14 protein-coding genes and 2 tRNA genes are annotated in these 14,477 nt (G+C 57.9%); 1 reads left to right on the top strand and 15 read right to left on the bottom strand.

Annotated elements, in window-relative coordinates; genetic code table 11:
- Both folE and nrdG read right to left on the bottom strand, forming a co-directional pair.
- The gene (gene folE / locus DW037_RS07080) at positions 1–558 is read right to left on the bottom strand and encodes a GTP cyclohydrolase I FolE (RefSeq protein ID WP_117583879.1); all 558 of its coding nucleotides are present in this window, start codon (positions 556–558) and stop codon (positions 1–3) included.
- A gap of 66 nt (positions 559–624) precedes the next feature.
- The gene (gene nrdG / locus DW037_RS07075) at positions 625–1,206 is read right to left on the bottom strand and encodes an anaerobic ribonucleoside-triphosphate reductase activating protein (RefSeq protein ID WP_117583878.1); all 582 of its coding nucleotides are present in this window, start codon (positions 1,204–1,206) and stop codon (positions 625–627) included.
- Positions 1,207–1,322: 116 nt separating this feature from the next.
- Here nrdG and DW037_RS07070 point away from each other — a divergent pair, with 116 nt between their 5' ends.
- Positions 1,323–1,586, top strand: a complete 264-nt coding sequence (locus tag DW037_RS07070; protein WP_117583877.1) for a hypothetical protein — start codon at positions 1,323–1,325, stop codon at positions 1,584–1,586.
- A 46-nt stretch (positions 1,587–1,632) separates the two neighbouring features.
- Here the strand turns inward: DW037_RS07070 and nrdD are convergent, their stop codons facing one another.
- From nrdD to DW037_RS07005, 13 genes are all read right to left on the bottom strand, one after another.
- The gene (gene nrdD, locus DW037_RS07065) at positions 1,633–3,855 is read right to left on the bottom strand and encodes an anaerobic ribonucleoside-triphosphate reductase (protein WP_117583876.1); all 2,223 of its coding nucleotides are present in this window, start codon (positions 3,853–3,855) and stop codon (positions 1,633–1,635) included.
- 568 nt (positions 3,856–4,423) lie between these two features.
- Positions 4,424–4,891: a hypothetical protein gene (locus tag DW037_RS07060; RefSeq protein WP_117583875.1), complete on the bottom strand. Its 468-nt coding sequence runs from the start codon at positions 4,889–4,891 to the stop codon at positions 4,424–4,426.
- Between the two features lie 100 nt (positions 4,892–4,991).
- Positions 4,992–6,191, bottom strand: a complete 1,200-nt coding sequence (locus DW037_RS07055) for an MFS transporter (RefSeq protein WP_117583874.1) — start codon at positions 6,189–6,191, stop codon at positions 4,992–4,994.
- Between the two features lie 74 nt (positions 6,192–6,265).
- Positions 6,266–7,378, bottom strand: a complete 1,113-nt coding sequence (gene buk / locus DW037_RS07050; RefSeq protein ID WP_117629736.1) for a butyrate kinase — start codon at positions 7,376–7,378, stop codon at positions 6,266–6,268.
- A gap of 3 nt (positions 7,379–7,381) precedes the next feature.
- Positions 7,382–8,389, bottom strand: coding sequence for a phosphate acyltransferase (locus tag DW037_RS07045; protein WP_117790657.1), 1,008 nt, complete (start codon positions 8,387–8,389; stop codon positions 7,382–7,384).
- 5 nt (positions 8,390–8,394) lie between these two features.
- A complete protein-coding gene (locus tag DW037_RS07040) occupies positions 8,395–8,628 on the bottom strand; it encodes an acyl carrier protein (protein WP_055251381.1) in 234 nt (77 codons plus the stop codon).
- 104 nt (positions 8,629–8,732) lie between these two features.
- Positions 8,733–9,155 (bottom strand): Zn-ribbon domain-containing OB-fold protein, encoded by a 423-nt coding sequence (locus DW037_RS07035; RefSeq protein ID WP_117583871.1) that lies wholly within the window; start codon positions 9,153–9,155, stop codon positions 8,733–8,735.
- Positions 9,156–9,193: 38 nt separating this feature from the next.
- On the bottom strand, positions 9,194–10,480 hold the full coding sequence (locus DW037_RS07030) for a thiolase family protein (RefSeq protein ID WP_233503833.1): 1,287 nt from the start codon (positions 10,478–10,480) through the stop codon (positions 9,194–9,196).
- Between the two features lie 322 nt (positions 10,481–10,802).
- Entirely contained in the window at positions 10,803–11,420 is a 618-nt protein-coding gene (locus tag DW037_RS07025; protein ID WP_117583870.1) for a TetR/AcrR family transcriptional regulator C-terminal domain-containing protein, read from the bottom strand.
- 29 nt (positions 11,421–11,449) lie between these two features.
- Positions 11,450–12,079 (bottom strand): 4'-phosphopantetheinyl transferase superfamily protein, encoded by a 630-nt coding sequence (locus DW037_RS07020; RefSeq protein ID WP_147326449.1) that lies wholly within the window; start codon positions 12,077–12,079, stop codon positions 11,450–11,452.
- A gap of 143 nt (positions 12,080–12,222) precedes the next feature.
- Positions 12,223–12,297 (bottom strand) — tRNA-Val (locus DW037_RS07015).
- 3 nt (positions 12,298–12,300) lie between these two features.
- Positions 12,301–12,376, bottom strand: a tRNA-Gly gene (locus DW037_RS07010).
- Positions 12,377–12,517: 141 nt separating this feature from the next.
- Positions 12,518–14,251: a glycoside hydrolase family 13 protein gene (locus tag DW037_RS07005; RefSeq protein ID WP_233542297.1), complete on the bottom strand. Its 1,734-nt coding sequence runs from the start codon at positions 14,249–14,251 to the stop codon at positions 12,518–12,520.
- Positions 14,252–14,477: the final 226 nt, after the last annotated feature.

The raw sequence follows: 14,477 nt of genomic DNA, 5'->3' as shown, positions 1-14,477 counted from the left end.
TTAACGGCCCAGCATCCTAAAGAACCGCTCCTCGAGCGCGGGATCGGTCTCAAAGACGCCGCGGCGAGCGAGCGTCACGGTCTTGGTGCCGGGCTTTTGCACGCCGCGCATGGTCATGCACATATGCTCAGCCTCCATGAGCACAATCGCTCCCTGGGGAGCGAGATAATCCATGAGGGCGTCGGCAACCTGCGCACACAGCTGCTCCTGCAGCTGCAGACGACGGGCATAGACCTCAACCGTGCGAGCGAGCTTAGACAGACCCGCCACGCGACCGTTAGGGATATAGCCGATCGCAGCCTTGCCATAAAACGGCAGCAGATGATGCTCGCACAGCGAGTAAAACGTGATGTCGCGCTCGATAACCAAATCGTTCGAAGCGACGGCAAAGGTTTTGGACAGGTGCTCCTCGGCACTCTGCTCCATACCGCCGGCGATCTCGCCATACATACGGGCAACGCGCGCCGGGGTCTCCAGCAGGCCCTCACGAGTTGGGTCCTCGCCTATGCCCTCAAGCAACAGCTTAATGGCGGCCTCGACTTTTTCCTGATCGACCATCTGGGCCTCACTTTTCCGATTTCACGTTCGCGCTATGGTACCACGCCCTTCGGCATCGACCACAAGCTACATAGTATGGGTCGAATAGACCGGATCATCACGCCAAAGTTCAACCGCATCACAAAGCGCAACGCCCTCGCGCTCAGCACGGTCGCGCGTGGCGTTCATATCGATCACGCGCTGGTTACTCGAGCCCCTAAAACGCAATGAGATATCGTACAGATCCTGAACAAACGGGCCGTCCACCAACATATCGAGGCAGGCAAGGATACGGTCCGTGACTTCGGTATGGTGACGACCGCCCGGCATAAGTTCCTCGAGCACGTCGCCAGTAAAACACCAAATGGTCTTTCCTGACCCCGCAGGATAAGCGGCACGAACACGCTCGACAAACTCAACGAGCCCCGCCTGATTCTCAGGTTCCATAGGCTCGCCGCCCAGAATCGTCAGGCCGTCAATAAAGGGATGGTCGAGGCTCTCGATAATCTTGTCCTCGACGGCACGATCGAACAGCTCGCCCGCAGCAAAGTCCCACGCGACAGAGTTAAAGCAGTTCTTGCACCCACGACGGCACCCGCTCACAAACAGAGAAGTACGAACGCCTTCCCCATCAGCAATGTCGAAATACTTAATGTTCGCGTAGTTCATAGGTAACTCTCCCGGGAGGCCGGGACATATCATCCCGTCCTCAAACATTCTCGGCCTTCGGCCTGCGAAACTGCGGGCGGGACGATATGTCCCGGCCTCATGCAAAGGGTAACTCAATGAACGAAGCGAACATCGAGTATAGGGTTCGAGGTCCAATAAATACTCAGCTGCAGCTCAGCCGCCATTGCAAGCAGATCGTCATTGCAGCTCAACTCATTTCCGCTAAGAACTTCGAGGAGCGAGCAGACCGCATGCCGCATCTCAGCTACATCACCTTGGCTGTCCCGCAGCGAGGCCCCGGACCTTTGCTCGATATGAGTTCCGCACGAACAGGAGGCGCCAGTGGCGCCTCCGTCGTGAGCCAGGACTGTCCGAAATAGCGAGTAAAGGTCCGGGGCCTCGCTACGGGGCAGCCTGGGATGGTTATTAGAGATGCAGCACGCGGTCGCGGATCTCCTCGGTTCGGCCCTGGTTCCAGAATTGGGTACCGATGTAGCCGCACGTACGACGAGCGACGTTCATCTTCTCCTGATCGCGGTTGCCGCAATTGGGGCACTCCCACACCAGCTTGCCGTCATCCTCGACAATCTTGATCTCACCGTCGTAGCCGCACACCTGGCAGTAATCGCTCTTGGTGTTGAGCTCGGCGTACATGATGTTGTCGTAGATGTACTGCATCACGCGGATGACAGCCTTGAGGTTGTCCTGCATGTTGGGAACCTCGACGTAGGAGATGGCACCGCCCGGCGAAAGTTGCTGGAACATACCCTCGAACTTGAGCTTGTCGAATGCGTCGATCTCCTCGGACACGTGGACGTGGTAGCTGTTGGTGATGTAGCCCTTGTCCGTCACGCCCGGGATGATGCCAAAACGACGCTGCAGGCACTTGGCGAACTTGTAGGTCGTCGACTCCAACGGCGTACCGTACAGCGAGAAATCGATATCGCTTTCGGCCTTCCACTCCGCGCACTTGTCGTTCATGCGCTGCATGACGGCCATGGCAAACGGCGTGCCTTCCTTCTCGGTGTGGCTGTGGCCCGTCATGTACTTGACGCACTCATACAGGCCGGCATAGCCAAGGCTGATGGTAGAGTATCCGCCCACGAGCAACTTATCGATCGTCTCGCCCTTCTTCAGACGCGCTAGGGCACCATACTGCCAAAGAATCGGCGCGGCATCCGAAAGCGTGCCCATCAGGCGCTCATGACGGCACAGCAGGGCGCGGTGGCACAGCTCGAGGCGCTCGTCGAAGATTTTCCAGAACTTGTCCATGTCCTGATGCGAGCTCAGCGCGACATCGGGCAGGTTGATGGTCACAACACCCTGGTTAAAGCGGCCATAGTACTTAGGTTTGGTCGGGTCATAGTTCAGCGCGTTGGCAACATTGTTAAAGCCGTTGCCCGAGCGGTCGGGCGTCAGGAAACTGCGACAACCCATGCAGGTGTAGCAATCGCCGTTGCCGGCGGTCTCGCCCTTCGACAGCTTGAGCTCGCGCATCTTCTTCTCGGAGATGTAATCGGGCACCATGCGCTTGGCGGTGCACTTGGCAGCCAGCTGGGTCAGGTAGAAGTACGGAGAATTCTCGTGAACGTTATCGTCCTCGAGTACATAGATAAGCTTGGGGAATGCCGGGGTAATCCACACACCGGCTTCGTTCTTAACGCCCTCATAGCGTTGACGAAGCGTCTCCTCCACGATCATGGCAAGGTCGTGCTTCTCCTGGGGCGTACGGGCCTCATTGAGATACATAAAGACCGTCACGAACGGCGCCTGGCCATTGGTGGTCATAAGGGTCACGACCTGATACTGAATCGTCTGGACGCCGCGACGGATCTCATCGCGCAGACGGTCCTCAACGACCTCACGGACCTTTTCGGCAGATGCCGAAACACCGAGCTCCTCGAGCTCGCGGGCAACCTCGCCGCGAATCTTTTGACGGCTCACCTCAACAAACGGGGCAAGATGGGTCAGCGAAATAGACTGGCCGCCGTACTGGGAGGAAGCAACCTGGGCGATAATCTGCGTCGCGATGTTGCAGGCAGTCGAGAAGCTGTGCGGCTTCTCGATCAGCGTGCCCGAGATAACGGTGCCGTTCTGGAGCATGTCCTCCAGGTTCACCAGGTCGCAGTTATGCATGTGCTGGGCAAAGTAGTCAGAATCGTGGAAGTGGATCAGGCCCTCATTGTGGGCATCCACGATCTCCTGGGGCAGCAGCACACGCTGAGTCAGGTCCTTGGAAATCTCGCCGGCCATATAGTCACGCTGGACGGAATTGACGGTCGGGTTCTTGTTAGAGTTCTCCTGCTTGACCTCTTCGTTATTGCACTCGATCAGCGACAGAATCTTGTCGTCGGTCGTGTTCTTCTGGCGCTTCAGGCTCTGAACATAGCGATAGATGATGTAGTGGCGAGCAACCTCGTAGCAGTCGAGACGCATGATCTCGTCCTCGACCAAATCCTGGATCTCCTCGACCGAAACGGTGTGGCCCGCGTTCTCGCATGCCTCGGCGACGTTTTGTGCCGCGTAAACCACCTGGCGGTCGGTTAGACGAGAGCTCTCCTCGACCTCCAAGTTGGCGGCGCGGATGGCATTGACGATCTTATCGATGTCAAAGACAACCTCGGTGCCGCTGCGCTTGATGATCTTCATCCTCTTGCCTCTTTCGCATCGTAGCCTCATTGCGCTTCAGAGCCAAACGATGCCCGGCAGGGCCTGTCCCTGTCTTGCGGCGCCGTCGCGCAATCTGTGTTCTCGATAAACCATAAGCCTCCATGCGGACATTCCCAGAAGCCGATCAAGCGGCTCAAGGACACGTTCAAAAGAGGCAGTTAAGGTCTTCGTTCTCTGTCCGCCATCTATCATACGACAAAGAGGCATCTATATCCTGTATTCTTTTTTTAGGTCAAACACAACATATAGTGTTTCAGCAGGTCAAAGCAATTAGTCATTTTGCAAACGCATTAAAAATGAAGGGCTCTTGGCAGAGTGCTAAAACGTTATCAGCTCGACTACCTGCACGGCAGTTTTGAAACCCCCTCAACCGCGCCGCTGACAAATCCTACCAAAACCAAGCCGCTCACGCCAAAAGAATCCAAAAGATTATGCTTGACCAACATGTTGCGGTCGAATGCCGGCGGACGGAGCGACAGGACTGTAAACGCTCGGAAGACTACAGCCCCGGCGCCCCGTCCGCCGGCATTCGATAGGCGAGGATCTATTACCTCTCTTCGCGAACCATCATGCGGCCGAGAGCCGCTGTAAAGGGATCGAGCAGCACGCCGGCGATAACCACAAAGGCCCATCCCTTTGTGACGAGGCCGGCCCAACGCGCGAAGAACGTACGGCCTTCAATCGTTCCGAATCCTCCTTGGAAGGCAATCTCGCCAAAACCGATCACCATAAAAAGGAGCGTGGCACCGATGACCGTACCGGCGATCTTGTGTGATGCACTCCCCTGCTCAAAACCAAAAAAGTCCAGGCACATACCAACCGTTTTGCCAAACAGCGGGAGTGCGCTCAGAACCTCGGCGATCACCGTGGCCACGATGAGTTGTCCCCAAAAGCCCGTGGGGCCCGTCAGATCCAAGCCAGGCGCCCCTTCAATGATGGGGAGAAACGCGCAGAGCAATAGCGGGTTAAAGAAGCCGTTGAGAATACCGATAACGCGCCTGACAGGTAACTTCATAGCCGTAAGCCTTTCAAAGTCATTGATAGAAAGAGGGCCGCCGGCATATGTCGGCGGCCCCGATAAAACATGATGTGCGGCAAAGCAACTACTCGAGCGGCTACTCCGCCTCGCCGCCGGCCGCCATCTTCTCGGCCTCGGCAAGCTGGGCCGGGGTGAGCTTGCGATACTTAATGGCGCCAAAGACGACACAAGCCGCACAGACGATCATGCCGGCGATGAACTTCTGGTCAATCGTTGCACCAAACGGCGACGTCACGGCCTCAAACACAATGGGAGACAATGCCATGCCAAAGTTGATACCTGCCATGCCAATGGCGAGGTTAAACGCACGTCCCTCGGGGGCAGAGTTGCCGGCGGCAAAATTGCCCTCCAGCGGCACGTAGGTCTCCTTGCCCAGCGCAACGACAAAACCCGCAACGCACAGCACCATAAAGGCGGGCGCAACCAGCGTCAGGCCCAGGCCGACGAGCGTCACGCCCCACGCGATCGGCATAGCCAGGTTCTTAAACTTGGCAAACAGCGGACCGACCAAAAGACCAGCCGCAATACCGGCAACGGTCATAACGGTAGAGGCAAGACCGGCCTCCACGGTACCGCCAAAGCCACGGCCCACGACAAGCAGCGAGACATTGGAGCTAAAGAGCTGGAACGTAAGTACGAACACAAAGCTCATGAGCGTGATAATCGCGACCTCTTTAGGCATATTGGCAAACACGTTGACCTCGCGCTTGGGCTCAAGATGACCCTCAGGAAGGCAAACAGCCTCGATTACGATGAAAATGATCATGATGAAGTACGCCGCATAGCTGTGGAACCACTCGGCAGAACCCAAGATGCCGGAAACCATCGTCCAGATAATGCCGCCCAGTGCAACAAAAGTGGAGTAGATGCCCATGACAAACGAGCGCTGCTTTCCGCCAAAGTAATCCGCGATAAGAGCGTCCGTTGAATTCTGCACGGCACCGAGACCAAGGCCCATGACAGCAGAAGCCGCTAAGACTTGGCCGAGCGAGTCGTGGAACACCAGCACCGAGGCGCCTGCCAGCATCACGATAATGTGACCGACGAGCGTCGTCTTCTTCTTGGACACGCGAGAGGCAAGCTGTGAAGAGACGAGCATGGCGGACAACGCCATCATCAACGGGATGATGCCGATAATCATCTGAACGGCAGCGATGTTCTCGTTGGGAAACGCGGCCGCAACAGAGGCCACGATGGGAACGGGCACGAGCATGCCCATGATGCACATGGCGGCTGCGTAAATGCCCACCAGGTACTTGATCTTGGTTTTATCCATGATCCATCCTTACACTTAAAGAAAAGGGTCGGAGCGGCCAGACATCACCAGCGGCCGCCCCAAACACAGCACTATTAGTCGTTGAATCCGGTGAACACGGGTTCTCCGCTGTACACGAGCGCTTCCTCGACACCATCGAGCACGCGGCAGGCGCCAGACGCCATCGCCTCGAGCTCAAACTCGCCGGGATAAGCCGATACGGGAGCGATCCAAGAGCAGCATTCCTCAATCGAGGCAACGAGCTCCTTGCTGTGGACCATGCCGCCTCCGAGCAAGATGCCGTCGACGTCGCCCTTCAGCACGCAGGCCATCTCGCCAATCCACTTGCAGATTTGGTAAACCATTGCATCCCAAGCGCGTGCTGCAGCCTTATCGCCCGCAGCGGCACGTTCACACACCTCGATGGCATCGGACGTACCCAAAAGGTCAACGAAGCCACCGGTCTTCATGCAATGGGCGCGGGCAACGTCGAGACCATGTTCCGCCGTATACTTCGCGACCTCGATTGCGGGGACCGAGCCACAGCGCGTCGGCGCCATGGGGCCCTCGCCGCCGACGATGTCGTTGCCGTCGACCATCTTGCCCTTAAGGTGAGCGGAAATCGAAATGCCACCGCCGATATGACAAACAATAAAGTTACACTCGTCATATGCGCGACCGAGCTTTGCCGCGTGACGAATGGCGGTCTCTTTAAGATTAAGGGCGTGCAGGTGCACGTTTCGATACACGCCCTTAATGCCCGTCATACGTGCGAGGTCGCACAGCTCATCGGTATCGGGAGGATTCACCACAAAAGAGGGCTTGCCCGTCTTTGAAGCGAACTCATGGGCAATCTGGGGGCCAAGCTGCGCCGGGTGCTGAATGCCGTTCGCACCGATGCGGGCATGCTCGAGCATGACCTCATTGATGGCATACGTGCCGCCGGGCAACGAAAGCAAGCCGCCGCCGCGACCGACAAATGCATCAAAGTCCTCGAGCTTCAGGCCCGCCTCCCCCAGTGCTCCAAGAATCAGATCGCAGCGATACGGCATCTGAGCCGAAACCCCATCGAACTGGGCGAGGTCCTTCGCATCGTGCGCAACGTTCTTGCTGAGCTTGCACTCATCACCCTCAAAAACGCCCACCTTCGTGGAAGTGGAACCCGGGTTGATTACCAGGATGCGCCAGGGAGTCTTTTTATCGGACATATCTTAAGCCTCCTTAAGCGCCTGGGCGCGCACGCAGCTCATCACCACGTTGCCGACGATCTCGTCGACGGGCGCAGAGCGCGAGCAATCGCACACGATCTTCTTGAAGCCCTGAAGCATGGGGCCGTAAGCATTGGCGCCGGTCAGGTTCTGGATGATCTTGACGCCGATATTGCCCACGTTGATATCAGGCCAGATGACCACGTTGGCCTGTCCCGCAACAGCGGACTCACGACGTACCTTCTTGGCCGCAACCTTGGGGTTAATCGCCGAGTCAAACTGGAACTCGCCGTCGATGGCAAGGTCGGGACGGCGATCGTTGGCAATCTCGCGAGCGCGGCGTACTTTGTCGACGAGTTCGTTATCCATCGAGCCGTCAGTCGAATGCGAAAGCAGCGCGCAACGGATATCCCATCCGGTCAGCGAGCGCACCGTTTCGCTCGACGAAATCGCGATCGAGGCAAGTTCCTCGCTCGTAGGGTCGACGCAAACGGCGGAATCGCCAAAAGCCAAAAGGCCACCTTCGCCGCCGTTCCAGTTGGGAATGTCGGCGATACCGCACGAGCTCACGGTGTCCACCCCGTCGGCAAGGCCGACGATGGTCTGACCCGCCAGGATAATATCGCCCGTGGCGTTATCAATGCCGGCGAACATTACGTCGACATCGCCGAGCACCTGCAAAATCAGGGCGCGCTCAAGCGGACGCGCCATACGGCGCGCGGCGCCCTTGGGCTTAAACTTGCAATCCGGATGCGAAAGGTAGCGCTCGCAGCAGGCAGCGTTCGCCTCCTCGTCGGTCACATCGACAATCTCGATGCCGTCAAGGGAGATGCCGCGCTCATCGGCAAGCTCCTTGAGCTTACCGCCGTCGCCGACCAGCACACATTCGGCAAGATGCTCGGCGGCGATCTTTGCGACCGCCTGCATCATGGTCTCGTTTTCGCCCTCGGGAAAAGCAACGCGCATAGGCTTGGCGGCAGCCTGCTCGCGCAGGGTCTGCATCAGGTCCATGGCAGCTACTCCATCTCTTCGGCAGTGCGCTCGATAAGCTCGCCGATGGTCTTCATGACCATGACCTCGCGAACGGGGACCTCGGCATCGAGCTCGTTCTCGATCATGGAGGTCAGGGCGATCATCTTCATCGAGCCCTTGCCCAGGGTCTCAAACGTCGTCTCGGGGGTCACATCGCCATCGTAGTTGTAAGCGGACTTGGCAAAATCGCAGATCTGCTGAGTGAGTTCTTCGTTCATGATGGTGCCTTTCTAAGATAAAAAGAGGGGCGGCCACGGCGGGCTGGAGACACGGGTCCCGCCGTGGCCTAAGAGAGGAATCGAATTGTTAAAAGGGTGAAAACCTAGTCGTCAAGCTCAAACGTGAGCTCTTTGTAACCCGGTCGATCGATGACCTTGGCATGGACACCAACGGTCTCGCCCGCCATGAGCTTGGCGCGGATCTCGGGGGCCTTCTTCTTGGTAATGCCGTAGATGACGTAGGTGTACTGAGAACCCTCGTCAATATCGACGGCGCCGTAGGCGTACTTGCCATACTCCTTGAGGTAGGGCTTGTCGTTCTGCGGACCAGGCAGGGTAAAATCGATCAGATGGCCGTGACCGGAAACCTGGACCCAATCGGTCTTGTGGTAGCCGCAGGCATTGCAGGCAAGGTGAGGCGGAAACTCGACGGCTCCGCACTCGGGGCACTGACGTGCCCAATAGATGCCCTCTTCAAGACCCGTGTAGAACTTCTTGACCACGGGCTCCATATCTTTGAGTTGCATGAGAATACTCCTTATGGGAAATCGAAAACCGCGGTCGCTTAGGCGACGGTACGAAGAATCTGGCAGCGCACATTCTGAGAACCGCCAAAACCGCGCAGGAAGGCCGTCTCAGGAATCTTCTTCATCTGGGTTGCACCGGCGACGCCGCGCATCTGCTTGACGGCCTCGACGATATCGGCGATACCGGATGCGCCATGAGCGTGGCCGAAGTTGCAACGGCCACCGTGCGGGTTGATGGGCTTATCGCCGTCAAAAGCGGTGCGGCCATCGATCGCATACTTCCAAGCCTCGCCGCGCGGAATATAGCCGCACTCCTCGGCCGAGACGATCTCGGAAGCCAGGAAGAAGTCATTGCACATAAACAGGTCGATCTCATCGGGGCTCACGCCGGTAAGGTCGTAGACCTGCTTGGCAGCAAGCTCGGTAGCCCAGTGCTCGTTGTGAAGCAGGCCGGCTTCGACGGCAGAGGCGCCCGTGCCCAGAACCTCGATAGGTGCATACGGGACACCCATGGCCTTGGCCTTCTCCGTGGGCATCACGACAACAGCGGCGGCACCGTCGCATTTCTTCTCAAAGCCGGTAACGCGCAGGTACTGCGTAACGCGCGGGTTGTACATGCTCTTGAGATACTCGTCGGCGGTATCGAACCCAGCCGCCTTCGCATCCTCCTCGACCGTGGTCTCGTACCAGGCAAGGGGATTCAGGACGGCACCGCGGCGAAGGCTCTTGGTAAGGCCGTTCAGGGCGTCATCGATCTGATCGGCAGTAAGGTCGTACTGCATCGAATACTCGTTGATCCAGTTGTCGAACGACACGCCAAAGGCACCATCGAGCGGGCGACCATACGCGCGGTCATAGATCTTATCGAGCGAGGGAATCATGACGTCAAGCGTAAAGTCCTGGCGAATATGCGAGGGCATGTGCTCAACGGGAAGGGTCGAAGCCAAATCGCAGGCACCCGTAAGGACGACATCGTAGGCACCGGAGGCGACTGCCATCACGGCCTGCTCAAGGGCGACGTAGCCCGTGCAGCAAGCCTCGGAATGATGGACGGAACCCTTGGCGCGAACGCCAAACCAATCGGCAACCTGCATGTTGGGGGTAATGCAATCGCCAACAAGATACGGATTGGCGCTGCCGTGGTAGAAAAAGTCGATATCGCGGGGCTCAAGACCGGCATCGGCAATTGCCTCGAGGGCAGCATAGCCAAACGCCTCGCCCTCGCCAATGCCCTGGGTCTCGGGATGCTCCTCAAAATCCTTGAACGGGGTGCAGCCTACGCCTACAATCGAGACGCTGCGCATGTTCTTTCCGAGCGTAACCACTGAATATCACATCCTAATCATGTGAGGGTGTACGGAGTGATGGCGCAGTCCGGCCGCGAGCGAAGGTGAGAGAGCGCTCGCGGCTTTTCTGTGCCGTCACACGTTGAACTACTGCAGTGGTTCTTTTGAACGTAGCTTTAGTTTATGAGGGGTTTATTTGGTGTTGTGGGACAAAAAGCCGTTATATGTCCCATCATTTGGTACGCATAGCTTAATTTCGTTCCAAATAGCAGATAAATGACCGTGCTTAAAACCGATTCATAGGGTTGGAGCACTTTGAGTTCGCTGCATGCGCAACCGTTCATCCCTAAAAAACAGCCGCTCACCCGAGTGGCTTTTCAAAATCGGGGATACGTGGGTGCCAATGGCGCGAGGTATCGTCGACAAAGAGCGGTGCGTAGAACATGCGATTGAGCGCGGCGGCAACGGTTCGTGCCTCAAGGTCAGGCCGGACTTCGAGCCAATACTGGATGAGGTTATGGTGGCCCGCAAGCGCAAAAGCAAGATACAGATCGAGGTCCGTCTCATCCGAAAACGTCGACCGCAAACGATCGCGAAAATAGTCATGCATGAAGATCGTTGCCTTGTGTGCAAACACGGGATCACCGTTATCGCTGTTAAGCGCCAGGACTTTCGAGCGATTGGCCTTGAGGATTTCCATGCGCTTGATCATCGTGGGCGTGGGATCAAGCTGCGCATCACCAAAACGAGCCTCAAGGGCAACGTCGTTAATGTCTTGCATGTTCTGGAGCAGCTCATCTTCAAAGCGCTTGACCACATCATCGACAGAGCGGTAGCAACGATAGAAGGTTGATTTTGATGTATGGGCAAGACGGAGTACGTCGGTGACCTTAATCGATTGCACAGGCGTTGTCGCCATAAGTTCAAAGACGGCGCCTTCGATCCGCGAAGCAATATCGTTTTTAGCGTTCAGTGACATAGAAGGCCTCCCCTGTTGGCGATTGGCTACTATGCTACCCGAAAGGCATGCTCCTCAATGGCGATATGGGGCATAGAACGCGCTGCACAAGAGATGACACACTGGCCAAACACCACCGAGGAAGTAAACCATCCGCTCGGCAACCCGTCTTTGCGGGGATCGATTGAAAAGCCGGACCCCTCCGCCTTCAGGACGGCTTCGATACGCGTCCAAACCCGACACAGCCGAAAGGCGCGTTCCTGCGAATCTGCCGCAGCGTCAATCCACGCCCGTTCCCTTGAGCTCGCCATACGCTCAACCGCAATAGGTACAATCTCATCGACCGCCTCGATATCCACGCCAATAGGTCCTCCGACCGACCGAGCAACATCGGAAACAGCGAGGACGGCCACGCTTCCGCCATGTGAAATGGAAATAGAGGGGGCCTCCCCATCCGCAAGCTCGATCTTGCCGAAAGCAGAGCGCGCAAGCTGGGTGTCGTCGAAGACACCCAGGGCGTCGCGAAGCAGCAGACCCACGCCCGCAGCTTCCCTCCGAGACGCAATGGGGAGATCTCCATTGGAGGCACGCGAGGCATAACGTCCCGCGATTGATGCCATATCAACGGTCTCGCCGGGATCGATCGCAGAAACGTCAACGAGATGCACGGTTATGTTCAAAATGGTCAACCCCCACTCGATTGAGATGACAAGGCTAAACTGACGTTCAGAACCGCTCTTTCATGAAGCGAGGTACCTTTTGCCGGCGATTTGGCGACCAAAACAAAACAGCTCAGAGGCTAAGCCTCTGAGCTGCGAACATTTGGTGGGCGTTAGAAGATTTGAACTTCTGACCTCTTCCGTGTCAGGGAAGCGCTCTCCCCCTGAGCTAAACGCCCAAATGGAGCGGACAACGGGGCTCGAACCCGCGACCCCAACCTTGGCAAGGTTGTGCTCTACCAACTGAGCCATGTCCGCCTGCGAGGATTTAATATACGGGATAATCCACCCAAATGCAAGAACTTTTTTTGAAAAGTTTTGCGACACCCTCGCGAACCTCGCGAAGACATCAGCCACCACGGAAAGCGCAGGCAAACGCAAACTCGCCGCAAGAGGCCCCTACAACTCAGCGAGCATGATCCAGGCAGAACTGTCCTGCGCGAGCTTGCCGTCTGCAAGCGGTGATGAGGTGAGCAGGACCCTGCCCGCCGGCAGCTCCACGGGTGCTGCACCGAAGTTCGTCACACACGCCCAGCCGTTGTCACGGCGATAGGCGATGACGCCGCCCTCAGCGCCCTCGGCACCATCCGCAAGGCCGGTGCGCCCGTCAAGATCGAGCCACTTAAGATCGTTGGCGCGCCCGCGCAGCTTGCGCCGCAGCCAGAGGGCGTCACGATAGAGCGCAAGCATCGATGTCGGGTCCGCTTCTTCCCTATCGGCAGCGTAATCGGAAAACCATGCAGGCTGCGGCAGATGGGGCGCCGCATCGGCGTCCGCCGGTGAAAACCCAAACGATCCGCCCTGCACGGGATCGTCCGCTGCCACCCACGGCAGGGGCACACGGCAGCCGTCGCGCCCCTTCTCGCGCTTCGGTCCGTGCGTATTGGTCGCAGTAGGATCTTCGAGTGCGACCCACGGGATATCGGCCACCTCAAAAAGGCCGAGCTCCTCACCCTGATACACGTATGCCGAGCCCGGAAGCGCCAGCTCAAGCAAAAGGGCCGCCCGCGCGCGGCGCTCACCGAGTTCACGGCCCTCGTCATAAGACGACCCGTCGCGTAAGAGCCAGTCGAGCGCAATCTGATGGTAGCGCGTCGCCTTGATTTGCGGCAGGGCATAGCGTGTCGCCACGCGCGGCACGTCGTGGTTGGAGAGTACCCAGGTCGAGGCAGAATTGGATTCGATAGCCGCCTTCAAGCCCTTCTCGATTGCAGCGTGCATGTCATCATAGGTCCAAGTGGCCTTGGCGAACTCAAAGTTGAATGTCTGGCCAAGCTCGCTGGGGCGTGCGTAGAGATACTGGCGCTCGGGCAGAACCCACGCCTCGGCAACGGCGCTGCGCGGCGGATCATAACGGTCGAACACGCGGCGCCACTCGCGATAGATCTCATGGACCTCGTTGCGGTCCCACAGCGGATGGGTGCCGTCCTCAACCATGTCATCGCCCTCGGCGAGATGCCACCGGTCGAGGTCATCGCGGTCGAGATCCTTGGCGAGACCGTGCGCCACATCAATGCGAAAGCCATCGACGCCTCGATCGCTCCAAAACGCCAGGACGTCGCAAAAGAACGCATGAACCTCGGGACACGACCAGTCAAAGTCCGGCTGCTCGGGCGTAAACATGTGCAGATACCACTGACCGTCCGCGACGCGCGTCCAGGCGGGGCCGCCAAAGTTGGCATTCCAATTGGTGGGAGGCAGCTCGCCGTGCTCGCCGCGACCATCGCGGAAGATATAACGGGCGCGCTCGGGTGATCCGGGGCCGGCGGCAAGAGCGGCTTTGAACCAGGGGTGCTGGTTGGACGAATGGTTGGGCACGATGTCGACGATGACCTTGATGCCGTGCGCATGAGCCGCAGCGATCATGTCATCGAAGTCGTCAAGCGAGCCGAGACGTGGGTCGACATCGCAGTAGTCCGCCACATCATAGCCGCCATCGACAAGAGGCGATGGGTAAAACGGGCTCAGCCAGATGGCCTCGATGCCCAGCTGCTCAAGATAGTCCATCTGCTGGGTAATGCCCGCGATATCGCCCAGACCCGAACCAGTCGAATCCTTAAACGAGCGCGGATAGATCTGATAGATCGCGGCATCGGACATCCATGGGCGCGACGAGGACTTTTCTGTAGCCATGGGATGAGTCTCCCTTGCAACGAGGTTTTGCGAGATGCCCACGATGATACGCCCAAAGCGGACATTCGCGGCAAACAACGCCACAGCCACGCCCCAAACGCTCGCTCCCTCACGGGCTCGAGCCTCCTGGAGCGAATCAATCGATTAGTGAAAAGAACGGAAGACCCACTTCCCCGGCCACGACAGACACTATGACCCAATCCAGGGGCACGGAAACGACAGGAGC

It is taken from the genome of Collinsella sp. AF39-11AT (assembly GCF_003474585.1).
GTDB lineage: Bacteria > Actinomycetota > Coriobacteriia > Coriobacteriales > Coriobacteriaceae > Collinsella.
Note: the sequence above shows the minus strand (reverse complement) of the source record. Positions and strands in the feature narration are given on the sequence as shown.